Origin of the sequence: Rhizobium sp. YTUHZ045, assembly GCF_051124255.1 — a bacterium.
Taxonomy (GTDB): Bacteria; Pseudomonadota; Alphaproteobacteria; order Rhizobiales; family Rhizobiaceae; genus Rhizobium.
In genome coordinates, this window is record NZ_CP101432.1 from 4,171,605 (window position 1) to 4,195,480 (window position 23,876).

At 60.8% G+C, this 23,876-nt stretch carries 25 protein-coding genes; 7 read left to right on the forward strand and 18 right to left on the reverse strand.

The features are described from left to right. Window positions 1-2 precede the first annotated feature (2 nt). From NMA58_RS20420 to NMA58_RS20460, 9 genes are all read right to left on the reverse strand, one after another. On the reverse strand, window positions 3-734 hold the full coding sequence (locus NMA58_RS20420) for a nucleotidyltransferase family protein (RefSeq protein WP_434711727.1): 732 nt from the start codon (window positions 732-734) through the stop codon (window positions 3-5). Window positions 735-747: 13 nt separating this feature from the next. Next, a complete protein-coding gene (gene tsaE, locus NMA58_RS20425) occupies window positions 748-2,262 on the reverse strand; it encodes a tRNA (adenosine(37)-N6)-threonylcarbamoyltransferase complex ATPase subunit type 1 TsaE (RefSeq protein ID WP_434711728.1) in 1,515 nt (504 codons plus the stop codon). Continuing rightward, window positions 2,259-4,844, reverse strand: coding sequence for a PAS domain-containing sensor histidine kinase (locus NMA58_RS20430; protein ID WP_097601327.1), 2,586 nt, complete (start codon window positions 4,842-4,844; stop codon window positions 2,259-2,261). The genes tsaE and NMA58_RS20430 overlap by 4 nt, the downstream gene beginning before the upstream one ends. 203 nt (window positions 4,845-5,047) lie before the next feature. Continuing rightward, entirely contained in the window at window positions 5,048-6,448 is a 1,401-nt protein-coding gene (gene ahcY / locus NMA58_RS20435; RefSeq protein WP_434711729.1) for an adenosylhomocysteinase, read from the reverse strand. A 144-nt stretch (window positions 6,449-6,592) separates the two neighbouring features. Continuing rightward, window positions 6,593-6,868 (reverse strand): HPr family phosphocarrier protein, encoded by a 276-nt coding sequence (locus tag NMA58_RS20440; RefSeq protein WP_011423436.1) that lies wholly within the window; start codon window positions 6,866-6,868, stop codon window positions 6,593-6,595. 9 nt (window positions 6,869-6,877) lie between these two features. Then, the gene (locus tag NMA58_RS20445; RefSeq protein WP_011423437.1) at window positions 6,878-7,279 is read right to left on the reverse strand and encodes a PTS sugar transporter subunit IIA; all 402 of its coding nucleotides are present in this window, start codon (window positions 7,277-7,279) and stop codon (window positions 6,878-6,880) included. Window positions 7,280-7,429: 150 nt separating this feature from the next. After that, window positions 7,430-7,879, reverse strand: a complete 450-nt coding sequence (locus tag NMA58_RS20450; protein ID WP_434711730.1) for an HPr kinase/phosphorylase — start codon at window positions 7,877-7,879, stop codon at window positions 7,430-7,432. After that, window positions 7,876-9,666, reverse strand: a complete 1,791-nt coding sequence (locus tag NMA58_RS20455; protein ID WP_434711731.1) for a stimulus-sensing domain-containing protein — start codon at window positions 9,664-9,666, stop codon at window positions 7,876-7,878. Before NMA58_RS20455 ends, NMA58_RS20450 begins: the two co-directional genes overlap by 4 nt. Window positions 9,667-9,742: 76 nt before the next feature. After that, the gene (locus tag NMA58_RS20460; protein ID WP_210282952.1) at window positions 9,743-10,480 is read right to left on the reverse strand and encodes a response regulator transcription factor; all 738 of its coding nucleotides are present in this window, start codon (window positions 10,478-10,480) and stop codon (window positions 9,743-9,745) included. A gap of 339 nt (window positions 10,481-10,819) precedes the next feature. Between NMA58_RS20460 and NMA58_RS20465 the strand changes: the two genes are divergently transcribed. The 3 genes from NMA58_RS20465 (at window position 10,820) to NMA58_RS20475 (ending at window position 13,666) form a co-directional block, all read left to right on the forward strand. Then, window positions 10,820-12,430 carry a phosphoenolpyruvate carboxykinase gene (locus NMA58_RS20465; RefSeq protein WP_434711732.1) on the forward strand — a complete coding sequence of 537 codons (1,611 nt, stop codon included), beginning with the start codon at window positions 10,820-10,822 and terminating at the stop codon, window positions 12,428-12,430. A gap of 185 nt (window positions 12,431-12,615) precedes the next feature. Beyond that, window positions 12,616-13,053, forward strand: a complete 438-nt coding sequence (gene arfB / locus NMA58_RS20470) for an alternative ribosome rescue aminoacyl-tRNA hydrolase ArfB (RefSeq protein WP_183705804.1) — start codon at window positions 12,616-12,618, stop codon at window positions 13,051-13,053. Window position 13,054: 1 nt separating this feature from the next. Continuing rightward, window positions 13,055-13,666 (forward strand): alpha-ketoglutarate-dependent dioxygenase AlkB family protein, encoded by a 612-nt coding sequence (locus NMA58_RS20475; protein ID WP_434711733.1) that lies wholly within the window; start codon window positions 13,055-13,057, stop codon window positions 13,664-13,666. Between the two features lie 14 nt (window positions 13,667-13,680). Here the strand turns inward: NMA58_RS20475 and coaA are convergent, their stop codons facing one another. The 9 genes from coaA to hisB are packed head-to-tail and all read right to left on the reverse strand — an operon-like array spanning window position 13,681 to window position 19,108. Further along, entirely contained in the window at window positions 13,681-14,676 is a 996-nt protein-coding gene (coaA, locus tag NMA58_RS20480) for a type I pantothenate kinase (RefSeq protein ID WP_085776451.1), read from the reverse strand. Then, entirely contained in the window at window positions 14,673-14,996 is a 324-nt protein-coding gene (locus tag NMA58_RS20485; RefSeq protein ID WP_434711735.1) for a phosphoribosyl-ATP diphosphatase, read from the reverse strand. Before NMA58_RS20485 ends, coaA begins: the two co-directional genes overlap by 4 nt. 16 nt (window positions 14,997-15,012) lie before the next feature. Next, the gene (hisF, locus tag NMA58_RS20490) at window positions 15,013-15,801 is read right to left on the reverse strand and encodes an imidazole glycerol phosphate synthase subunit HisF (RefSeq protein ID WP_020920029.1); all 789 of its coding nucleotides are present in this window, start codon (window positions 15,799-15,801) and stop codon (window positions 15,013-15,015) included. Beyond that, the gene (gene hisA / locus NMA58_RS20495) at window positions 15,801-16,547 is read right to left on the reverse strand and encodes a 1-(5-phosphoribosyl)-5-[(5-phosphoribosylamino)methylideneamino]imidazole-4-carboxamide isomerase (RefSeq protein ID WP_434711737.1); all 747 of its coding nucleotides are present in this window, start codon (window positions 16,545-16,547) and stop codon (window positions 15,801-15,803) included. The genes hisF and hisA overlap by 1 nt, the downstream gene beginning before the upstream one ends. A 6-nt stretch (window positions 16,548-16,553) precedes the next feature. Continuing rightward, window positions 16,554-17,111 carry a hypothetical protein gene (locus NMA58_RS20500; protein ID WP_085776455.1) on the reverse strand — a complete coding sequence of 186 codons (558 nt, stop codon included), beginning with the start codon at window positions 17,109-17,111 and terminating at the stop codon, window positions 16,554-16,556. Further along, window positions 17,108-17,290: a hypothetical protein gene (locus tag NMA58_RS20505; RefSeq protein ID WP_183705795.1), complete on the reverse strand. Its 183-nt coding sequence runs from the start codon at window positions 17,288-17,290 to the stop codon at window positions 17,108-17,110. The genes NMA58_RS20500 and NMA58_RS20505 overlap by 4 nt, the downstream gene beginning before the upstream one ends. A 52-nt stretch (window positions 17,291-17,342) precedes the next feature. After that, the gene (hisH, locus tag NMA58_RS20510) at window positions 17,343-17,993 is read right to left on the reverse strand and encodes an imidazole glycerol phosphate synthase subunit HisH (protein ID WP_434711738.1); all 651 of its coding nucleotides are present in this window, start codon (window positions 17,991-17,993) and stop codon (window positions 17,343-17,345) included. 2 nt (window positions 17,994-17,995) lie between these two features. Continuing rightward, window positions 17,996-18,478, reverse strand: a complete 483-nt coding sequence (locus NMA58_RS20515) for a DUF2628 domain-containing protein (RefSeq protein WP_434711739.1) — start codon at window positions 18,476-18,478, stop codon at window positions 17,996-17,998. Window positions 18,479-18,499: 21 nt separating this feature from the next. Next, window positions 18,500-19,108: an imidazoleglycerol-phosphate dehydratase HisB gene (gene hisB / locus NMA58_RS20520; protein WP_183705854.1), complete on the reverse strand. Its 609-nt coding sequence runs from the start codon at window positions 19,106-19,108 to the stop codon at window positions 18,500-18,502. Between the two features lie 177 nt (window positions 19,109-19,285). Here hisB and hslV point away from each other — a divergent pair, with 177 nt between their 5' ends. The 4 genes from hslV (at window position 19,286) to NMA58_RS20540 (ending at window position 23,822) form a co-directional block, all read left to right on the forward strand. Beyond that, window positions 19,286-19,813, forward strand: a complete 528-nt coding sequence (gene hslV, locus NMA58_RS20525; RefSeq protein WP_064800163.1) for an ATP-dependent protease subunit HslV — start codon at window positions 19,286-19,288, stop codon at window positions 19,811-19,813. Window positions 19,814-19,917: 104 nt separating this feature from the next. After that, window positions 19,918-21,225, forward strand: coding sequence for an ATP-dependent protease ATPase subunit HslU (hslU, locus tag NMA58_RS20530; RefSeq protein WP_064708200.1), 1,308 nt, complete (start codon window positions 19,918-19,920; stop codon window positions 21,223-21,225). Between the two features lie 188 nt (window positions 21,226-21,413). Beyond that, a complete protein-coding gene (locus tag NMA58_RS20535) occupies window positions 21,414-22,361 on the forward strand; it encodes a DUF1402 family protein (RefSeq protein WP_097601339.1) in 948 nt (315 codons plus the stop codon). Between the two features lie 48 nt (window positions 22,362-22,409). Then, a complete protein-coding gene (locus tag NMA58_RS20540; protein WP_434711741.1) occupies window positions 22,410-23,822 on the forward strand; it encodes a cytochrome P450 in 1,413 nt (470 codons plus the stop codon). Window positions 23,823-23,876: the final 54 nt, after the last annotated feature.

The window sequence follows — 23,876 nt, forward strand, 5'->3', positions numbered from 1 at the left end:
GCTCACGCGAACGCCCGCAGTCGGCGGATCGTTTCCTCCGCTTCGCCCATCGCCTCTGGCGTTCCCACTGTCAGCCAATGGCCTTCGAGCATAATGCCGAACAGCCGGCGGCGCGCGATCGCCTTGTCGAAATAGATGTTGAGGTTGAAGGCATCCTTCGGCGCATCGTCAAATAGCGCCGGATTCATGGCGATCGCCCCGGCGTAGACGACCGGATTGGACGGATCGTCGCGATACCGCGTCAGCCGGCCATCTGCAGCGAGGCTGAAATCGTTCTTGCCGTTGTGACCCGTCGTATCCTCGATCCCAACGCAAAGCAGCGCCATGTCCATGTGTTCGGCATCGAAGAATCCGGCTAAGCGCTGCAGGTTCGTCGGCCGTCCCGGCTGTTCGCCGATCCAGAAGAGATCGGCATTCATGACGAAAAGATCGTCACGGTCCAGCAGCGTCAGGCCCTTCGCCAGCCCGCCACCGGAATTCATCAGTCCGTCCCGCTCGTCCGATATGACGATGTCGAGGCCGCGATACTTGCCGAGATGTTCGAGCATCTGCTCGGCATGATGATGAACGTTGACGACGGCTCGCTCGACACCGGCCGAAACCAGCGCGTCCAGCGCATAGTCGATCATCGGCTTGCCGTCGATCTTCACCAGCGGCTTCGGAATCGTATCGGTGATCGGGCGCATGCGGGTCCCGAGACCCGCGGCCAGTACCATGGCTTGTCTGATGGTCATCTTGATCCGGAACTTATGATTCGCTCTGGCCTATTCCAGCCCTTGCGCACCAATCGCGCAAGGGGGCAAGCGCCTCATGCTCGAGCGCGACGTTGAGATAGGTGAGCGTGCGCGGCATATGTTTGAGGTAACCGGGCTTGCCGTCCCGCTGCAGCAGCCGCACCCAGAGACCGGCGAGCTTGCAGTTGCGCTGCGCCGACATGATTGCCCACGCTTTCAGGAATCCGGCTTCGTCGAAGCCGCCCTGCGCGTGGCGAAGCGCCAGATAATCGTCCATCAGCTGCCGGAAAAGCGGCGGTTCGATCGTCACGCGCGCATCCTGGACGATCGAGGCAAGATCATAGGCTGTGGGCCCGATCATGGCGTCCTGAAAATCGATGAGACCGATTTTTTTGATGCCCGGCTCCTGCGGCCGCCAAATGATGTTCGGCGAGTGGAAATCGCGCAGCAGCAGGTTCTTTTCGGCCGTGGCAAGTTCATCGATCAGAGCGTCCCAGATCGCCAGATATTCCTTGCGCTCTGCCTCCGAGGGGGCGGCGCCGCGCTTCCAGGCAATGTGCCAGTCGAGCAGAAGCTGCACTTCCATTTTCATCGCCGTGCGATCGAAGTCCGGTATGTGATGCCTATGGGTGGCGGAAACCGGTATATCCTGCGGAAATTGCATGGAATGAAGATGGGCAAGACAGGCGACGCTTTGCCGGTAACGCTCGACGATCGGCCGCCCCTCGTCATCGAGCACGCCTTCGGTGCCGAGATCCTCGATCAAGAGGATGCCCTTGTCATAATCGACCTTATAAATCTCCGGCGCCGCAAATCCCCGTTCGCGCAGCGCATCGGCAATCGCAACGAAGGGATAGGCGTTCTGTGCCAGATGTGCGACCTTGGGATAGGGCTTGCCGTCGTGGACCGGCGGTCCCTCGGGATGCGGCTGCCAGTCCATCAGGATGAGACGGCCCTTGATGCTCTCACAATAGATCGCCTCGTAGGCACGCAGCGATGCATCGCCAGTCAGGAAGCGACGTTTGGCATCGGAACAGCCTGCGTCTTCGAGGAAATTGCGGATCGCCAGGACGCGCCGGATGCGCAAAGCCTGTGCGCCGGCGGCGCTGATCGTCGCCCGGCGGCCGTTGCCTTCATGGGTCAGCGTCAACGTGATGCATTCCTCAGGCAACTCGCTCGCTGCCATCTCCGGCCATTCGACGAGGCATATGCCGTTCTGCAGGGCCTCGTCGAATCCGAGCTCCGTCAATTCACCGGGATCGCCGAGCCGGTAGAGATCGAAGTGCGAAACCGGGATACGCAGGTCGTAGGATTGCACCAGTGTGAAGGTCGGGCTCGGGACTTCGAGCCCATCGTCATCGGCAATGGCACGCAGGATCGCACGGGCAAGCGAGGATTTGCCGGCGCCGAGATCGCCCGACAGGGCAAGACAATCGCCGGCCTTCAAGGCCAATGCCAGGTCTTCGCCGAGGCGAACCGTGGCCGCTTCGTCCTTCAGGAACAGCGAGATCGTATCGTCAGTCGTCATTCGGCGGCGGCGGAATGCGGTATGTTGACCGAGGGGATACGGCAGACGACCGTCGTGCCCTTGCCCGGCTCGCTGTCGATCGTCACGTCGCCATGATGCAGGCTGACGAAGCTGTCGACGATCGACAGGCCGAGGCCGGCGCCGCCGCGTTTGCCGCTTTTAGCCCCGGTCGCGAACCGGTCGAAGACCGTCGCGATCATGTCGGGCGAAATACCGGGGCCGCGATCGCGGACGGAGAACACGAAATCCGTGCCTTCGCGATGGCATTCCAGCGAGATCGAGGTACCCTCCGGCGAGAAATTCGCCGCATTGGCAAGAAGCTTCAGAAGGATCTGCTTCAGCCGCTGCGGATCGGCGATGATCGAGCCGAGATACGCAGGCGCGGTGATTTCGAGCGCGACGCCGCTTTCGTGCAGCCGGTCGGCGATCTGCATCGAGACGTCGTCCAGCAGGTCGTTGAGATCGATCTCGGCATAGTTCAGACGCATGATGCCGGCATCGACCGTCGCAAGATCGAGAATGTCGTTGACGAGGGTCAGCAGAACCGAGGACGAAGTCGAGATGTGGTCGATATATTCGGCCTGCCGTTCATTCAGCGGCCCAACGCCCTGCGTGCGCAGCAGATCGGTAAAGCCGATGATATTGGTCAGCGGTGAGCGAAGTTCATAGGAAACATGCTGGACGAAGTCGTTTTTCAATTCGTCGGCTTTGCGCAGCGCCTCGTTCTTCTCGGTCAATGCCCGCTCGGCCCGCACGCTGTCCGTCATGTTGACGAAGGTCAGCATGGTCTGCGCGTTCGGCAGCGGGATGACGGCGTAATCGAGCACGAGGCCGGAGAAGAGTTCCAGCGTCCCCTGGCTCGAGCGACGTTCGTCATCGAAGCTGGTGATCAGTTCCGCAAAGGTCTTCCAGCCGTCCGGCCGGTCATAGGACGGTGCGCACGCCTCGCCCAGCGCGCGGATATGGGTTCCGGGCTTGGCTTCGGTTTCGGTAATTCCCCAGAGCGCCCGGAAGGCCGGATTCGACAGGCGGATACGTCCATCGGGCCCGAATACCGCGACACCTTCGGAAAGGTGATCGATCGTTTCACCCTGTACCTTGACCAGCGTGTTGTAGCGGGTTTCGAGATCGACCTGTTCGGTCAGATTTTCGAAAACCCAGGTGGCGCCGCCCTGGGGATGGGCGGTCGCAAAGACGCGCAGCGTCTGGCCGTTCGGCAGGTGCCAGAGATCCGATTGCGTATCGAGCGTGCGATAGACCGAAAGGGCCGCTTCCTTCCAGCTTTTCCAGTTGAGCTGGTCCGGCAGTTTCTTGGCCGCCCGCAGCCGCTCGAGCAGCTCGCTATTGTCGGGCCGGCTTTCAAGGAAGGCGATATCCAGTTCCCAGAGGGCGACGAAGGCCTGGTTGTAGAACTGCAGCCTCCGCTCGCCGTCGAAGATGGCGACGGGTGTCGCGAGATGATCGAGCGTTTCGGCGTGGCTCTTCAGGGTCCGCTCCAGCTCGGCGCGGACCGCTTCGATGTCGGATACGTCGACAGCAATGCCGGCCGAGCCGCCGGGAACCTTGACGTCGACGACGTCGAAGAAGGTTCGGTTGCCGCGCACGACCGTCGAGATCGTGTCATGGAAAGGTGATTCCGGCGTCGCCGTCGCGCGAATGCGTTCGCGTGCCACGGTCGTCAGCATCTCGCGGCCTTCGTTGATCGCCTGCTGCGGCGAGCGCGCCTCGACCGCATCGCCATAAGCCTGATTGACCCAGGTCAGGCGGCCCGCCGGGTCGCGCTGCCAGGCCGGCATGTCGATCGCGTCGAGCATGGTCTGGAAGGCCGAGATCGAGGTCATCAACCGGTCGCGCTCGATCCTGAGTTCGGCAAGCTCGGCGCGCAGATTGTTGAGTGCCACGAAGCGGACGAAGGCGCGTCCGCCGGAAACCCGGCCCTGCGCCTCGAGGATTTCATCGCGGATGGTCTCGACCACCATGTCGAAACTCTGCGCTCCGTCGCGCAGCCGGTCGATCGCCTTTTCCAGCTCCGAGGCGGAGTGTGACTTCAGCCAGAGGCCGAAGGCCAGGAATTCGCCATCCTGCGGTGCGCCAGTCTCGGGCGGAAGCTGCCCAAGCAGTTCCGGGCGCGCATTGCCGTCCCAGATGACGATGCGCCGGTTCTTGTCGGCGATCAGCGCCTGATATTGCGAAATGCGTTGCTGGGCATCCGAGAGCGCCGAGCGGATGTCCCGGCTCTCGTTTTCCAGATTGCCGCGCTGGCGCACGAGCCAGAGAGTGGAAAGCAGGGCCGCCGATATGACGCCGATGACGACGGAAACGCCAACGACCTGCGAGGAGGTGAAAAGGTGAGCCGAGGCCGCCGCCTGCTGCTCGCTTTGTGCGAGAACCGGCCGCGCCAGCGCGGCAAGCGCCGTGCCGGCCGCGCAAGTTTTCAAGAAGCGCGCCAATGATCCATGCTTTTGCTTTGCGGCCTCGTGTGCCGTTGCAGATTTATATCCCTGGCCTGCCATGAACGGACGGCGATGCTTACAAGCATCATCATCCGCCTGACCGGGCAGGCTGTTTTTCACTTCCGACATCCGCGGTATGTCTCCGTCCTTCAATGTGCCGCATTACGACAAGACATCCCATTTTCGGAGCGGTCGGACGGAGTCCGGCGTCCCGAATCAAGTCTTAAAACAATACTTCGGAAGGGAATCGGCGGGAAGGGAGCGGCCAAAAAATAAGCCGCGGCATTTGTCAATGCCGCGGCTTCTACATCTTGTGGATATCGACGACCCTATCAATATCTGTAGTGGTCGGACTTGAACGGGCCCTGCGGCTTCACGCCGATATAGGCAGCCTGCTCTTCGCTGAGTTGGGTCAGCTTCACGCCGAGCTTGTTGAGATGAAGGCGTGCGACCTTTTCGTCGAGATGCTTCGGCAGGATGTAGACCTTGTTCTCGTACTGGCCGGGCTTGGTGAAGAGTTCGATCTGCGCCAGCGTCTGGTTGGTGAAGGAAGCCGACATCACGAAGGACGGATGGCCGGTCGCATTGCCGAGGTTGAGCAGACGCCCTTCGGAGAGAAGGATGATGCGGTTGCCCTTGGGGAACTCGATCAGGTCGACCTGCGGCTTGACGTTGGTCCACTTGAGGTTACGCAGCGCGGCGACTTCGATTTCGTTGTCGAAATGGCCGATATTGCCGACGATCGCCATATCCTTCATCTGCCGCATGTGATCGATGCGGATGACGTCCTTGTTGCCCGTCGTGGTGATGAAGATGTCGGCAGAGGAAACGACGTCTTCCAGAAGTACGACTTCGTAACCGTCCATGGCGGCCTGCAGAGCGCAGATCGGATCGGCTTCGGTCACCTTTACACGGGCGCCGGCGCCGGAGAGCGAGGCAGCGGAACCCTTGCCGACGTCGCCGTAACCGCAGACGACGGCGACCTTGCCGGCCATCATAACGTCGGTGCCGCGGCGGATGCCGTCAACCAGCGATTCCTTGCAGCCGTACTTGTTGTCGAACTTCGACTTGGTGACGGAGTCGTTGACGTTGATCGCCGGGAAGGGCAGCAGGCCCTTCTGGCTGAGCTGGTAAAGGCGGTTGACGCCGGTCGTCGTTTCCTCGGTGACGCCCTTGATCGCGTCACGCTGCTTGGTGAACCAGCCCGGAGAAGCGGCGAGGCGCTTCTTGATCTGGGCGAAGAGGATTTCTTCTTCTTCCGAATGCGGGTTTGAGAGCACGTCCTCGCCGGCTTCGGCGCGGGCGCCGAGCAGGATGTACATGGTGGCGTCGCCACCGTCATCGAGGATCATGTTGGAAAGGCCACCATCGGCCCACTGGAAGATCTTGTCGGTATAGACCCAATAGTCCTCGAGCGACTCGCCCTTGATAGCGAAGACCGGAACGCCGGCGGCGGCGATCGCGGCTGCAGCATGGTCCTGGGTCGAGAAGATGTTGCAGGAAGCCCAGCGGACTTCGGCGCCGAGCGCAACCAGGGTTTCGATCAACACGGCTGTCTGAATGGTCATGTGCAGCGAACCGGTGATGCGCGCGCCCTTGAGCGGCTTTGCCTCACCGAACTCGGCGCGGCAGGACATCAGCCCCGGCATTTCGGTTTCGGCGATCGTAATTTCCTTGCGGCCGAAATCCGCAAGCCCGATATCGGCGACGACATAATCTTTTTCAGTGCTCATAGAGGTCTCCAGGCTGAAAAACGTCTCAAAAATTGGCGCAGGCGCAAGCAAGCGCACGGCATATCCGCCGTTTAGCAGGCTTCGCCTGGGATGGCAATAAGGATATAAAGAAGTCTTTATATGTTTATATGAGCTCGGGCGAACTCACATTTCTTCGCCGAACTTGTTCTGGATCAGCTGATCCAGGGCCTCCAGGGCTTCCTGAGCCTGGCTGCCGCTTGCCGAGACGACGACGCTGGAGCCGGGGCTTGCCGCAAGCATCATGAGACCCATGATCGAGGTGCCGCCGACCGTCATTCCATCCTTGGAAACGGTGATGGCTGCATCGAAATTCTCGACCATCTGCACGAATTTAGCGGAAGCGCGAGCGTGAAGGCCGCGCTTGTTGATGATAAGGAGTTCCCGGGAAAGCGATGTCATGAAGCGCCGTTATTTTCCGCTGAGCACGCGGCTCGCGACATTGATATATTTCCGCCCGGCTTCGGAAGCCTCCACCAGCGCCTTCTCCATATTGTTCTCGCCGCGTACGCCGGCGAGCTTGATCAGCATCGGCAGGTTCATGCCGGCAATGACTTCGGTATGGCCGCTGCTCATGACCGAGATGGCGAGATTGGAAGGCGTGCCGCCGAACATGTCGGTCAGGATAACGACGCCATGACCGTCATCAGCGCCGGAAACGGCTTGCAGAATGTCCTGCCGTCTCTGGTCCATATCGTCTTCGGGGCCAATACAGACCGTCTCGATAAATTTCTGAGGACCGACGACGTGCTCGACAGCATGACGAAACTCTTCAGCCAGCTTGCCATGAGTGACAAGCACAAGTCCGATCATGATATTACTGCTCCCATATACGCAAACGGTGGCTGAGATATCGCAATGCAGCAATTTCGTCCACCGGTGGCGGCACATCTTGGCTATGAAAAGCCGAAGTGCAAGATAAAAATGCAAATATATAAGGCGGATTGATCAATCCGGAAGCCTTCAGCATCCGATGTCAGGCGCTTTCGCCATCAGGATCGCCAGCGGCGAGGCAACATTTGTGAGCAGCCGCAATGCGGGAAGCGAAAAACCCGGGGCGAGACTGACGATTTCGCCCTCCGCAGGGACGCGGTTTTCACCGGAAGCGCTGCCGGGAAGCACGGCATAGTGCATGGTTGCCGGGGACACGTGATCCTGCCGGACGATGCCAGTGCCGCGAATTTCGATCAACCCGGCGATCGACGGCGGACAGGTGGCAATCACCGTGCCGGTCTCTCCCGACAGAAGCACCTGATCATCGGCGACCAGCGCCGTGAACAGCCCAAGGCGGCGCGCCTCGGTCATGCAGGTGAAAGCCAGCATCGATTTCCCCCAGCCCGAGGGACCGCTGAACAGCAGCCCCGTTCTGCCGACGACGATCGCCGTGGCATGGATGTTGGCGGCCGCCGTCATGCGGCTGGATCGAGGGGCAGGGCGAGGATAAAGCGCGCGCCGAGCACCTGCCCGGTTTCGGCGTCGGTAATGTTCTCTGCTCTGAGCGACCCGCCATGCGCCTCGGCGATCTGGCGGCTGATCGACAGGCCGAGCCCCGAATTCTGTCCGAAGCCTTCGGATTCCGGTCGGTCGGTATAGAAGCGCTCGAAGATGCGATCGATATTTTCCGCCTGGATGCCGGGACCGTTGTCTTCGATCGTGGTGACACAGCGCGACCGTGTCCGCATCAGCCGCACGATGATCTTCCCGTCTTTTTCAGGGACGAAGGAGCGGGCGTTCTCGATCAGATTGGTGACGATCTGGCCGATGCGCAGGTCGTGACCGTTGACGACGAAGCGCGTCTTGATGTTCGGCTTGCGCTCGACGACATAGTCGATCTGCACTTGCTTTTTGCTGCCCCTGATCTGGCGCGACACGTCGATCAGGTCGCGCAGCAGCACCTCCATGTCGATGGAGGCGGCGTCGACGCGTGCGAGTTCGGCATCGAGCCGCGAGGCGTCGGAAATGTCGCTGATCAGGCGATCGAGGCGGCGGACATCGTGCTGAATGACGTCAAGCAGCCGTTTCTTGGAATCCTCCGACTTGGCGAGCGGCAGCGTTTCGACGGCGCTGCGCAGCGAGGTCAGCGGGTTCTTGAGCTCGTGGCTGACATCGGCGGCAAAGCTCTCGATGGCGTCGATGCGGTCATAAAGCGCTGTCGTCATCTCGCGTAATGCGATGGAGAGGTTGCCGATTTCGTCCTGGCGAGCGGAAAAGTCGGGAATTTGCTCACGTGTCTTGGCGCCGCGGCGAACGCGGATGGCGGCTGCCGAAAGACGACGCAGCGGATTGGCGATCGTCGATGAGAGCACCAGCGACAGCAGTACGTTGACGAGCGTGGCCACGCCGAAGACGCGCATGATGGCCAGTCGTTCGGCATGGACGATATTGTCGATGTCACCGGCCTGCGTCGACAACAGCAGCACGCCGAGCACGGCGCGGAAGCGCTGGATCGGAACGGCGACGGAAACGATGAGTTCGCCTTTCTCGGTGGTGCGCACGACCGCGCCGCGCACACCGGTCAGCGCGTTCATGACCTCCGGATAGATCGAGCCGTCGCCGCCCGGGGCTTCTTTGTAGAGCGGCAGATTGCCCGGCTGCAGCGCCTTGTTGAACAGCGTCGCGAACCAATCGCTCCAGGTCTGCTTCTCTTCCTCGACCGGCGGCAGGTCGAAGCGCAGCACCTGACCGCGCGAATAGAGGTGACGCGAATCGAGCAGCAGATTGGCGTCGGCATCGAAGATGCGCGCGCGTGTGCGCGTAGGCGAGATCAGCCGACGCAAGACGGGAGCGACCTTCTCGGGGTCGATCGGAAATTCCAGGTCCTCGTCGTTCGGCACTGGGGTGATGCTCTGGCCGGCCTGTAGTTCGAGCAGCTTTTGCGGATCGATGGTGATCGAGTTCGTATCGACCGACGCGGAAGCCGAAACGGCGCCGGCGATGATTTCACCCTGCGTCAACAGGCTTTCGGCGCGGGCGTCGATCAAGCCTTCGCGAAACTGGTTGAGATAGAGAATGCCGCCGACGAGCACCACCAGCGCGACGAGATTGAAGAACAGGATGCGCCGCGTCAGGCTCGAAAACACCGCATTGCCGAAGATGCGGCGGATCAGCGTAAAGGGATGCGACCAACGGCGGCCTCGGACGCGACGGGTGCTCACGCCCTCCGCGTCGTCCAAATCCCTTTCCTGCACCAACTGTGCCAATGATAGGCCCTTTCGAAAGGTTGGGCCCGATAAACTGGCCGGCAACCTTCAATATTTCCAGCTGTGCCGCTCGGGCTCAAGCTGCTTCGCGGAAGCGGTATCCCACTCCGTAGAGCGTTTCAATCATATCAAAGTCGGTGTCGACCATCTTGAATTTCTTGCGCAGCCGCTTGATGTGGCTGTCGATCGTCCGGTCGTCGACATAGACCTGTTCATCATAGGCCGCATCCATCAGCGCGTCGCGGCTTTTCACGACACCGGGGCGCTGCGCCAGCGAATGCAGGATCAGGAACTCCGTCACCGTCAGTGTCACGGCCTCGCCCTTCCAGGTGCAGGTATGGCGCTCCTGGTCCATGACCAGCTGTCCGCGCTCGAGCGAGCGGGCCTGCTGCACCGCTCCGGCTTTCGGCGCAGCGCCGGGGCTTGTGCCGCCGGCGGCCGCGGCTTCGCGGCTGGAGGCGCGACGCAGGACGGCGCGGACGCGCTCCACCAGCAGGCGCTGCGAAAACGGCTTGGTGATGAAATCGTCCGCGCCCATCTTCAGGCCGAACAACTCGTCGATCTCCTCATCCTTGGAGGTGAGGAAGATGACCGGAATATCCGATTTCTGCCGCAGGCGGCGCAGCAGCTCCATGCCGTCCATTCGCGGCATCTTGATGTCGAAGATCGCCAGCTGCGGCGGTCGCGCCAGAAGGCCGTCGAGCGCCGAAGCACCGTCCGTATAGGTCTCGACCTTATATCCTTCGGCCTCCAGTGCGATCGACACCGAGGTGAGGATGTTGCGGTCGTCGTCAACGAGCGCGATTGTCGGCATGGTGTTGGTCTCCGTCATCAGTGCGCAATCTCCCGGATTTTGGTCGTCCCCAGGCGGTCTCAATGACCGGATGCGCTTATGGAGGATAAAGGTGGAACAAATTGTGGCAAAGATAAAGGGGAAGATTGTCGCTAAAATCGGCGGCACTCGTAAGTTGTGGCCGGAAATCTTTCAACGTTGTCTCTTCAAACGATTTAAAAAGACTGAAACAAATTTAAATCGATTAATTAATTGATATTACTATATTTTCTTGATTTTTGTCTCTTGTCTTTTAAAATGTCTCCCCGTATTTTCCCGGTTAGTTTTAACGGCAACGAGCCTGAGCAAAGGGAACTAGCCATGGAAAAGTTCGGAGTTCATAACCCGGCAACGGAGCTTGCAACGGTTGGATTGGGCGGCGCAGCCAGCGTCCGCTATAACTTTTCCGCCGCAGCGCTCTATGAAGAAGCGATCCGCCGGGGTGAAGCCGAACTGACCGCTCAGGGCGCGCTTCGGGCCCTCACCGGTCAGCATACGGGCCGTTCGCCGCGCGACAAATTCATCGTTTGCGACGCCAATACCGATGGTCAAATCTGGTGGGACAACAACAAGCCGCTCTCGCCGGAGCATTTTGCCCTGCTGCGCGACGACATGCTGGCGCATGCAGCCGGCAAGGAGCTGTTCGCTCAGGATCTTGTTGGCGGTGCCGAGGAAGGCCATGCCCTGCCGACCCGTGTCATCACCGAATTCGCCTGGCATTCGCTGTTCATCCGCAATCTGCTGATCCGCCCCGAGGCGGCGGCGCTGCCGACCTTCGTGCCCAAGCTGACGATCATCGATCTGCCGAGCTTCAAGGCCGATCCGGCCCGCCACGGCTGCCGTTCGGAAACGGTGATCGCCTGCGATCTCACCAACGGTCTCGTTCTCATCGGCGGCACCTCCTATGCCGGCGAAATGAAGAAGTCGGTCTTCACCGTGCTCAACTACCTGCTGCCGGCCAAGGGTGTCATGCCGATGCACTGCTCGGCCAACGTCGGCCCGGACGGTGACGCGGCGGTCTTCTTCGGTCTTTCCGGCACCGGCAAAACGACGCTTTCGGCCGATCCGGCCCGCACGCTGATCGGTGACGACGAACATGGCTGGAGCGAAAACGGCATCTTCAACTTCGAAGGCGGCTGCTACGCCAAGACCATCCGCCTCTCGGCCGAGGCCGAGCCGGAAATCTACGCAACGACGCAGCGTTTCGGCACCGTGCTCGAAAACGTCGTCCTCAACGAAAATCGCGAGCCCGATTTCGATGACGGTTCGCTGACTGAAAACACCCGTTGCGCCTACCCGATGCATTTCATTCCGAATGCCTCGGAAACCGGCCGGGCCGGGCATCCGAAGACGATCATCATGCTGACCGCCGATGCCTTCGGCGTCATGCCGCCGATCGCGCGGCTGACGCCCGATCAGGCGATGTATCACTTCCTCTCCGGCTACACCGCCAAGGTGGCCGGCACCGAAAAAGGTGTCGTCGAGCCGGAAGCGACCTTCTCCACCTGTTTCGGCGCGCCCTTCATGCCGCGTCATCCGGCCGAATACGGCAACCTGCTCAAGGAGCTGATCAGCCGCCACGGCGTCGAGTGCTGGCTCGTTAACACCGGCTGGACAGGCGGCGCCTACGGCACCGGCAAGCGCATGCCGATCAAGGCGACGCGCGCTCTTCTCGCTGCCGCGCTCAGCGGCAAACTCGGAAAGGTCGAATTCCGCACGGACGCGAATTTCGGCTTTGCCGTGCCGGTTTCCGTCGATGGCGTCGACGGCGGCATTCTCGATCCCCGCTCGACCTGGGCCGATAAGGCGGCCTATGACGCGCAGGCCGAAAAGCTGGTCTCGATGTTCATCGCCAACTTCGCGAAGTTCGAGAACCACGTCGATGGCGGCGTCCGCGATGCGGCTCCCGGCGTGAAGGTCGCAGCCGAATAAGAAGCGCAAGCAATTCCAGCAAAAGTGTGCAGCGGTTTTGCCAGGCAAAGCGCGAAGCGCTTTTGCCGGGAATTGCGCTAAACAGAATCTCTGATTCACGTGAAACCCGGCATCGCAGGATTGCCGGGTTTTCTCTTTAACGGCCGATATTTTCAATTGGCGGCCGATATGAGATAGAACGCCGCATGGCCAGCGACGCACTCTATATCGACGACAGGATCACCATCGCGGGATGGGAACTGACTGAACAGTTCGTCCTCGCGGGCGGTCCCGGCGGGCAGAACGTCAACAAGGTTTCGACCGCGGTCCAGCTGTTCTTCAACATCGCGAATTCGCCTTCCCTCAATGATCGCGTCAAAGCCAATGCGATCAAGCTCGCCGGCCGACGCATGTCGAAGGAGGGCGTGCTGATGATCGAGGCGAGCCGCTTTCGCAGCCAGGACCGCAACCGCGAGGATGCGCGCGAGCGGCTGAAGGAACTGATTCTGGAGGCGGCCAAGCCGCCGCCGCCGCCGCGCAAGAAGACCAAGCCGACCAAGGGTTCGGTCGAACGCCGCCTGAAGGAAAAATCCGGCCGCTCGGAAGTCAAGAAAATGCGGGGCCGCCCCGGCGGCGGCGAATGACATGCCCGAGCTTCTGAACGGCATCCGCCATCTGCCCGGCTATCTCGACCGGGCGCGCCAGGCGGAATTGGTCGAGGTGATCCGTGCCGTCGTCGCCGAAGCGCCGCTCTATGTGCCCGTCATGCCCGGCACCGGCAAACCGATGTCGGTCAGGATGACCAATTGCGGGCCGCTCGGATGGGTGACGGACAAGGAGCGCGGCTATCGCTATCAGCCGACGCACCCGGCAACCGGCCGGCCCTGGCCTGAGATGCCGGCGCCTTTGCTCGATATCTGGAATGAGGTTTCCGGCTGTGAGAAGCCACCGGAGGCCTGCCTCGTCAATTTCTATTCCGACGACGCCCGCATGGGCCTGCATCAGGACAAGGACGAGCAGGATCTGCAGGCGCCGGTCGTCTCGATCTCGCTCGGCAACAGCTGCCTCTTCCGCATCGGCGGCCTCAACCGCAATGATCGCACGCTGTCCTTCAAGCTTGCGAGCGGTGATTTGGTCGTGCTGGGCGGCGAGGGGAGGCTTTGTTATCATGGCGTCGACCGCATCTACCCCGCGACATCGACGCTGTTGAGAAACGGCGGCCGCATCAATCTGACGCTGCGCCGCGTTCGTCCGTGAAATTTGATCGTCTGCTATAGTTTTCTGAGCGCGACCTGTTCGATCAGATGATCCTTGCCCTTTTTCAGGATGAGATCGGCTCGCGGCCGCGTCGGCAGGATGTTCTGGCGCAGGTTCTTCAGGTTGATGTTCGCCCAGAGATCTTCGGCGATTTCGAGCGCTTCCCCATCGGTGATCGAGGCGTAGCGATGGAAATAGGAGTTCGGATCGCGGAAGGCGGTTTCCCGCAGCCGCATGAAGCGCGTCACGTACCAGTTGTGGATCTGGTCTTCCGCGGCATCGATATAGATCGAGAAGTCGAAGAAGTCGGACACCATCGGCACGATCTTGCCGTCGGCTGGCAGGTTGCGCGATTGCAGCACGTTGATGCCTTCGAAGATCAGAATGTCGGGCCGGTCGACGATCTTGTATTCGTCCGGCAGCACGTCATAGACGAGATGCGAATAACACGGCGCCTTCACATCGGGCCGCCCGGCCTTGATCGCCGAGAGGAAGCGCAGGATCGCGCCAGTATCGTAGCTTTCCGGGAAACCCTTGCGTTGCATCAGCTTTTCCCGCTGCAGCACCGCATTCGGGTGGAGGAAGCCGTCTGTCGTGATGAGATCGACCTTCGGGCTGGAAGGCCAGCGGCCCAGGAGCTCCTTCAGGATACGGGCTGTGGTCGATTTTCCCACAGCGACCGAGCCGGCGATGCCAATGACGAAAGGCGTCTTCGTTACATCCGACATGCTGAGGAAGCGGTTGCGTTGGTCGAACAGCATCTGCGAAGATTCGACATGCGACGAGAGCAGGCGCGACAGCGAGAGGTAGATGCGCCGGACCTCGTCGAGATCGATCGGGTCGCCCATTGAGCGCAGCCGCTTGACCTCGTCACCGGTGAGCGTCAGCGGCGTGTCGGCGCGGAATTTCGCCCATTGCTCGGAAGAGAAGAAATGGTAGGGCGAATAGGATTCAGACTGGAAGTGATCCAATATCTCCGGCACCCCGATAATCTCAGTCGCGATACTCATGAACTCTGCCGGCTGGCCTTTTCCTTGAGACCGGACTGCGCGGTTCTGCGCTCGAGTTCGGCCATGACATTCTCTAGCGGTATTTCAGCAATCTTCAATACGACCAATAAGTGATAGAGCACATCGGCCGCCTCATAGGTCAGATTGTCGCGATCGCCCGTCACCGCCGCCATCACCGCTTCGATTGCCTCTTCGCCGAGCTTCTTCGCCGCTTTAGGCTGGCCGGCGGCCACGAGTTTGGCTGTCCAGGACTGCTCCGGTGAGGCTTTCGATCGCTCTTCGACGATGCGTTCGAGGTCGGAAAGGGAAAATCTGCTCATTGTTCGTTCTCAGGCTTCAGTCGAGACGCATGTCGATGCCGCACTTCGACATATAGTGTTTTGCCTCGCCAACGGTATAGGTGCCGAAGTGGAAGATCGATGCGGCCAGCACGGCATTGGCATGGCCCTCCTTCACCCCGGCGACGAGATCGTCGAGGTCGCCGACGCCGCCGGATGCGATGACCGGCACACGCACCGCATCGGCGATCGTCCGCGTCAGCTCCAGGTCGTAGCCGACCTTGGTGCCGTCACGGTCCATGGAGGTGACCAGCAGTTCGCCGGCCCCGCGCGCCACCATCTTCTGCGCGAATTCGATGGCATCGATGCCGGTCGCGTTGCGGCCGCCATGCGTATAGATTTCCCAGGCGCTGAGATTGTCGCCGCCGACCGCTTGCGTGCGCCTGCGCTTGGCGTCGATCGAGACGACGATGCACTGGTCGCCGAACTTATCGGCCGCCTCGGCGACGAAATCAGGATTGCTGACAGCTGCCGAGTTGATCGACACCTTGTCGGCGCCGCACAGCAGGAGCTTGCGGATGTCGGCAATGGTTCTGACCCCGCCGCCGACGGTCAACGGCATGAAACATTGCTCGGCCGTGCGCGCCACGACATCGAAAATCGTCTCGCGATTGTCCGAGGATGCGGTGATGTCGAGGAAGCAGAGCTCGTCGGCGCCGGCCGCGTCATAGGCCTTCGCCGCTTCGACCGGATCGCCGGCATCGACCAGATTGAGAAAATTGACGCCCTTGACGACACGGCCGTCCTTGACGTCGAGGCAGGGAATGACACGAGCCTTGAGGGTCATTAGGCAGTCTCCTTGGCCTTGTTGGCCTTGATCAGCGCCAGCGCTTCCTGGGGGTCGATGCGGCCGTCGTAAAGCGCCCGGCCTGAAATCGCCCCTTCCAGCTTCTGCGCGTCGGGCTGCAGCATGCGCTTGATATCTTCGATAGAGGCAAGGCCGCCCGAAGCGATAACAGGAATGGAGACGGCATCGGCGAGTTCCAGTGTCGAGCTCCAGTTGATGCCGGTCAGAATGCCGTCGCGGTCGATATCGGTGTAGATGATCGCCGCAACGCCGGCGCCCTCGAATTTCCGGGCGAGCTCGATGATGCCGAGTTCGGAAGCTTCAGCCCAACCCTCGACGGCCACCTTGCCGCCCTTGGCATCGATGCCGACAGCGACGCGGCCCGGAAACTTGCGGCAAGCCTCGATCACCAGAGCCGGATTTCTGACCGCGATAGTACCGAGGATGACCCGCCGCAAGCCGCGCGACAGCCAGGCTTCGATGTGGTCGAGGGTGCGGATGCCGCCGCCGAGCTGCACCGGATTTTTTGTCGCCTTCAGGATCGCCTCGATGGCGTCGCCATTGGCCGAATGTCCCGCGAAGGCGCCATCGAGATCGACCACGTGCAGCCATTCGAAACCCTGGTCTTCGAAGGACTTCGCCTGGGCGGCGGGATCGGTGTTGTAAACCGTCGCCTGTTGCATGTCGCCGAGCTTCAGGCGAACGCATTGGCCGCCCTTCAGATCGATCGCGGGAAAAAGGATCATGTCGTCTTACGTCCGTAGAGTGATCGCTGCCATCAGCGCATTCCACGCATCTACGATATCCGAGCGGAAAAAGACAGCGGCAATGGCGGCCGCGCTCAAAAGCAGCAGAAGCAGAAGGATGGCGATGAAGCCCGCACGCACCTGGCGCCAGAAACCGAGGCGCTTCTTCACCGATTTCTCGATCTCCCGCACCCGCCGCAGGGCGTCGCTGTTGACGGCGGCGAGCCGGATCTCAGGCTCCATCGCTTCCACATAGGTCTCGGCATAGCTCGAAAGAATCTGCGAGGCGCGATCGCGCAGCGTATTGCGCAGGTCAGTGGAGAGATAATTGCTGGAAACTGCGGCAAGCTCGGCCTCATTGGGCGAACGGCCGGCATTCCGCTTTCGATAGCTGACGACGAAATCGCGCTTCTGCCGCTCGTAAAGGGCGTAGGCAAGCAGGCCGATCAGATCGTCTTCGCCTTCGATATAGAATTCCAGCACGGCTTCGGTGATATCGCCGGCATTGATCCCATTGGCGCGCAGCTGCGAATTCTCGTTGCCGGCAAGAAATTCATGGATCATCGGTCCGGCCTTTCTTTCAATGCCTTGGCCGCATTGGAAAGCGCTTTTCTATGGAGGGCTTCGTCGACACGGCGAATGATCGTCCCGTCGGGAAGCCGGATGTCCGAGAAGGGAGGCAGACCCTCTCTGGAGGGTCTCAGCATGTAGAACACCTTGCCTGATTTCCGCGAAGCCGGCATCGAGCGCACTCCTGTTCCGCTCTTTTCATAAAGAGGAAATAAGGCGGAGGTATTACGGGTTCCAGCGCAGGAAATTGGCGATCAGGGCGAGGCCAAGCTTCTGGCTCTTTTCCGGGTGAAACTGGGCCCCCACCATGTTGTCGCGCCCGACGAGGGCGGTCATCGGCCTGCCATAATCGACGGTCGCAATGACATCCTCGGCATTTTCGGCGGCAAGATGGTAGGAATGGACGAAATAGGCATGCAGCCCCTGCGGCCCGGTGGGAATGCCGTCGAAGAGCGGATGCTCGCGCTTCAGGTCGAGCGTGTTCCAGCCGATCTGCGGAATCTTCAAGGCGGGATCGTCAGGCGTCATCTCGATGACGTCGCCTGGAATCCAGCCGAAGCCGTGTGTCACGGTCTTCTCCAGACCGCGCGAGGACATCAGTTGCATGCCGACGCAGATGCCGAGGAAAGGCCGCGCCTTGTTCTCGACAGCCTCGATCAGCACTTCGTTCATGCCGGGCACGGCTTCCAGTCCGCGCCGGCAATCGGCGTATGCGCCGACGCCGGGCAGCACGATGCGATCGGCCGCAGCAACGTCCTCCGCCTTATCGGTGAGATCGATATGGGCATTGATGCCCGCCTCGCGCGCGGCACGTTCGAAAGCCTTGGTGGCCGAACGAAGGTTGCCGGAGCCATAGTCGATAATCGCGACGCGCATCGTCAGCGTCCTCCATCAAAACCAAAGAGATCAAGCGATGTCGCTTGGCCGCGCAGGCTGTTTGCACCGGGCTTGTTCTGCCAGTCCGGTGCGACCGTATCGTCACTGCTCGCAGGGACTGTCTTGTCCGCAAAATAGACCTGCTCGGCAATATCGAGCTTGTCGGCTGCAATGAGGGCGTCCTCGTTCCAGCCCTTGGCGGCAAGATGGCGGATGCGAAAGTTCTGGCCTTCGAGACCGACCACTATATTCACGCCCAGCATGATCGCCGCGCCCGCCGGCCCCAGACCGGGTTCGTCCATCAGTGCGCCGCCGATTCCCTGCAGGAGAAACGCCGCGGCCGCATGCAGCCATAGCCGGTGCACCAGCAGCCAAACCCATGGAAACAGGAAGCCGAGCCAGGTGAAGCCGTCGCGAATAGTGCGCACCTCATCGGTCGCTGGGTTCGCGCCGGGCGGTGTCAGGAAAATATAGCTGGAGGTCATTGTCGCCGCTCCCTGAGGGGCTCAGACGAGCGTGCCCTTCGTCGAGGGAACACGGCCCGCCTGTCTCGCATCGATCTCTGTCGCCGTGCGCAATGCGCGCGCGACCGCCTTGAAGCATGTCTCGGCAATATGGTGGTTGTTGGCGCCATAATGATTGAGAATATGCAAGGTGATGCCGGCGTTCTGGGCGAGCGCCTGGAAGAATTCGCGCACGAGTTCCGTGTCGAAGGTGCCGATCTTCGGCGCGCTGAAGGCGACATTCCAGACGAGGAAGGGCCGGCCGGAAAGATCGACCGCCGCCTTGGTCATCGTCTCGTCCATAGCGAGATCGATCGAAGCGTAGCGTGTGATGCCCCGGCGGTCGCCGAGCGCCTTCGAGATCGCCTGGCCGATCGCAATACCGGTATCCTCGACCGTGTGATGATCATCGATATGCAGGTCACCCTTGGCTTCGATTTCCATGTCGATGAGCGAATGCCGCGAAAGTTGATCGAGCATATGGTCGAAGAAGCCGACGCCGGTCGAAATCTTCGATTTGCCGGTGCCGTCGAGATTAACGGAAACTGAAATCGACGTCTCGTTGGTCTTGCGGGCAACGCTTCCGGTACGGCTTGCTGCGGTCTCGGCCATCTGGCCCTCCATCGGAATAAGGCCGTTCCTTATCAGGCGCATCGGCAAATATCCAGAAGCCGGGCAGGAGAAAAGCTCGCCCATTTGCAATCGGCTCCGGCCGGCTTACATAGGGTTCAACAAGGACCGGTTTGCGGTCTCATGTAAAGGCCCGGCTCATGGGCAGACAGGTGTTTTATGACAACAATCATTACAGTTCGAAAAGGCGGCAAGGTGGTGATGGCGGGCGATGGCCAGGTGAGCCTCGGCCAGACCGTGATGAAGGGCAATGCCCGCAAGGTCCGGCGCATCGGCAAGGGCGAGGTCATCGCCGGTTTCGCCGGCGCCACGGCCGACGCCTTCACCCTGCTCGAAAGGCTTGAAAAGAAGCTGGAACAATATCCCGGTCAGCTGATGCGCGCCGCCGTCGAGCTCGCCAAGGACTGGCGCACCGACAAATACCTGCGTAATCTCGAAGCCATGATGCTCGTCGCCGACAAGTCGATCACCTTGGCAATCACCGGCAATGGCGATGTTCTGGAGCCCGAACATGGCACGACGGCGATCGGTTCTGGCGGCAATTTTGCCTTCGCCGCCGCCCGAGCGCTGATGGATACCGACAAATCGGCCGAAGAGATCGCCCGGCGCGCCCTCGATATCGCCGCCGACATCTGCGTCTACACCAACCACAATATCGTGGTCGAATTGCTGGACGTCGAAAGCTGAATTCCGGCCTTCCGGCTGCTGCCGCGGCTGACCCGTCGCGGCGCGACAACGATGAATTTCGGCCGGGCGTTGATGGCTCCGGACCGCCAGGAGAATGATACGCAATGACGACCTTTTCCCCCCGCGAGATCGTTTCCGAACTCGATCGCTACATCATCGGCCAGCATGATGCCAAACGCGCCGTCGCGATTGCGCTGCGCAACCGCTGGCGTCGCCAGCAGCTCGACCCGAGCCTGCGCGACGAAGTCATGCCGAAAAACATCCTGATGATCGGTCCGACCGGTGTCGGTAAAACGGAGATTTCCCGCCGCCTGGCAAAACTCGCCGGCGCGCCCTTCATCAAGGTCGAAGCCACGAAGTTCACCGAAGTCGGCTATGTCGGCCGTGATGTCGAGCAGATCATCCGCGATCTGGTCGAGGTCGGTATCGGCCTGGTGCGCGAGAAGAAGCGGGCCGAGGTGCAGGCCAAGGCGCATGTCAGCGCCGAGGAGCGGGTGCTCGATGCGCTGGTCGGCACCACCGCTTCGCCCGCCACCCGCGAAAGTTTCCGCAAGAAGCTCAGAGACGGTGAGCTCGACGACAAGGAAATCGATATCGAGGTGGCCGATGCCGGCTCCGGCATGGGCGGCTTCGAAATACCCGGCATGCCGGGCGCCAATATCGGCGTGCTCAACCTGTCGGAAATGTTCGGCAAGGCAATGGGCGGACGCACTAAGAAGGTGCGCACGACGGTCAAGGCTTCCTATACGGATCTGATTCGCGATGAATCCGACAAGCTGATCGACAACGAGGTGATCCAGCGCGAGGCCGTCCGCTCTACCGAAAATGACGGCATCGTCTTCCTCGACGAGATTGACAAGATCGCCGCCCGCGACGGCGGCATGGGCGCCGGCGTTTCACGCGAAGGTGTCCAGCGCGACCTGCTGCCGCTCGTCGAAGGCACGACGGTCTCGACCAAATACGGGCCTGTGAAGACGGACCATATCCTCTTCATCGCCTCTGGCGCCTTCCATGTCTCCAAACCGTCGGATCTTTTGCCGGAGCTGCAGGGCCGCCTGCCGATCCGCGTCGAGCTGCGCCCGCTGAACAAGGAGGATTTCCGCCGCATCCTGACAGAGACCGAAGCGAGCCTCATCCGCCAGTACCGGGCGCTGATGGAAACCGAAAATCTGAACCTTGATTTCACCGAGGACGCGATCGACGCGCTGGCCGATGTCGCCGTGCATTTGAACTCCTCGGTCGAGAATATCGGTGCGCGCCGTCTGCAGACGGTGATGGAGCGGGTTCTGGACGATATTTCCTACAATGCGCCGGATCGGGCAGGGGCAGCCATCACGATCGATGCAGCCTATGTGCGCGAACATGTCGGCGATCTCGCGCAGAATACCGACCTGTCACGCTTCATTCTGTGATATCGGCGCACCGGCTCGTGGCTTTACCGATGTGAATGCCGCATTCTGTTGACTTCGACTATCGACAGCGGGCCTTTTCCTTTTTAGTGAAGGCCCGTTTTGTTTTCCGCTACGGCTTTATTCGGCCAAGATTCTGGTCCAGTCAGCCGCATCGCGAACAGGACGATGAACGGACGGGATAGCGGATCGTGCGACGCCTTTTGACAAGCCTTTTGATTGCCGTTGCCCTGGTGAATTCGGCGCCGGCCTTCGCCATGCAGACGGTGCCGGCCGGCAATCGCCACGCTGAGCAGCCCGATATTCCCGGCGCGTCCGTCCGCCGCACCAAGGGCACCAAGAGCAGCTTCGATCTGAAGTATGAGAAGGTCCATGAGCTTCTTGCGACCGATCGCGAGCTGATGGCCAAGATCCGCAAGGTCTCCAGCGCTTACGGCATCAATCCCATCCATGTCGTCGGCGCGATCGTTGGCGAACATACCTATAATGTCGACGCTTACGACAGGCTGCAGGCCTATTATGTCAAAGCCGCTTCCTATGCCGGGGAAAGTTTCCGCTTCGCCTATGACGGCGAAAACGTCGACGATTTCGTGGCGCGGCCGCAATTTGCGCAGTGCAAGGGCAAGAGTGATTCCTACACGCTCTGGTCCTGCCGGGAAGATGTCTGGGAAAGCGATTTCCGCGGCAAGACCGTGGGTGGCGAGAGCTTCCCCAACAACCGCTTCAGTGCGGTCTTCTTTCAGCCTTTCTATGCCGGCCAGACCTTCGGCCTCGGTCAGGTCAATCCGCTGACGGCGTTGATGCTCTCCGATCTCGTCAGCCGCGTCTCCGGCTATCCGAAGCTGAACGAGAAGAATGCCGGCGACGTCTATAAGGCGATCATGGATCCAGATATCTCGCTCGCCTTCGTCGCGGCCTCGATCCGCCGGTCGATCGACGACTACAAGGAGATTGCCGGCATGGATATCTCGGGCAATCCCGGCCTGACGGCGACGCTGTATAATGTCGGCAATTCCCGCCAGCGTGCCACAGCCCTTGCGGCGAAAAACCGCTCTTCCGGTGCGACCGTTTGGCCTGAAGAGAATTATTACGGCTGGCTGATTAACGACAAGCTGGACGAACTCAAGGGCCTGCTCTAGCTTCAAGCTTGCCGGGAAGGCGTCGCTCTTCCCCGAAAGGCTTTGACGATGGACATGCGTCCGGATCCCTTCGTTCCGCCGGCACCGCTGCCGCGCACTGTGCCGCCGAGCCGGCTGGATATCATCCGAATCATCCTGCGCAACCCGCTCGAACTCTGGGGCGAGCCCTCCTATACGCTACCCTGGATCAAGACGAGTTTCTTTGGGCAACACACCCTCATCGTCAACGATCCCGGCTTGATCAAGCACGTGCTGGTCGACAATGCCGCCAATTACCGCATGTCCGACATTCGCCAGCTGGTGCTGCGGCCAATCTTGCGTGACGGGTTGTTGACGGCGGAAGGCCAGGTCTGGAAGCGATCTCGAAAGGCGGTCGCGCCAGTTTTCACGCCGCGCCACGCCAAGGGCTTTGCCGGGCAGATGCTGCGGCAATCGGAAGATTTCGTCCGCAAATACGAGAACGGCGAGGCGGCTGGTCAAATTTTCGACATTGCCACCGACATGACCGATTTGACCTTTGCTATCCTTGCCGAAACGCTCTTCTCCGGCGAAATCATCTCGTCGAGCGGCCATTTCGCCGACGACGTCAACCAGCTTCTCCACCGGATGGGCCGCGTCGACCCGATGGACCTGCTGCGCGCGCCCTCCTGGGTGCCACGCCTGACCCGTATCGGCGGTCAGAAGGTGCTGGAAAAATTCAGGGCTATCGTCCGCGATACCATGGATGTGCGTCTGGCGAAGATGAAGGCCGATCGCGCCGCCGCACCGGAGGATTTTCTGACGCTGCTCCTGGAACAGGCAGGTCCGGATGGCCTGACCAAGGGGGAGATCGAGGACAATATCCTGACTTTCATTGGAGCCGGCCACGAGACGACGGCGCGTGCGCTTGCCTGGACACTTTATTGTGTGGCCAACAGCCCGCATATTCGTGAAGCGATGGAGACGGAGATCGATGTCGTCTTGGCGACTGGAGCCGAACCAGTAGAATGGCTGGATCTGATGCCGGTGACGCGCGCGGCCTTCGAAGAGGCCCTCAGACTTTACCCGCCGGCTCCTTCGATCAATCGCGCCGCCATAGCCGATGACGTCTGGATGAATGCCAAGGGCGAAAAGGTCGAAATACCAGCGGATATTACCGTGCTGATCATGCCGTGGACGCTGCATCGCCACGAACTTTATTGGGAAAAGCCGCGCGCCTATATGCCGGAGCGCTTCCTGCCGGAAAACCGCGGCAGCATCGGCCGGTTTCAGTTTCTGCCGTTCGGCGCCGGCCCGCGCGTCTGCATCGGCGCGACCTTCGCGTTGCAGGAGGCGGTGATCGCACTGGCCGTGATGATGCGCCGTTTCCGTTTCGATCAGACGGCAACCACCAATCCTTGGCCGGTGCAGAAGCTGACGACTCAGCCGCAGAACGGGCTTCCCATGCGCGTGACGTCGCGCATAATTTCCGGAACGGCATAAATCTTTCGAACTATTGCGGAATTGACTGTGAATGAAAGCCGGGCAAAGTGGCAG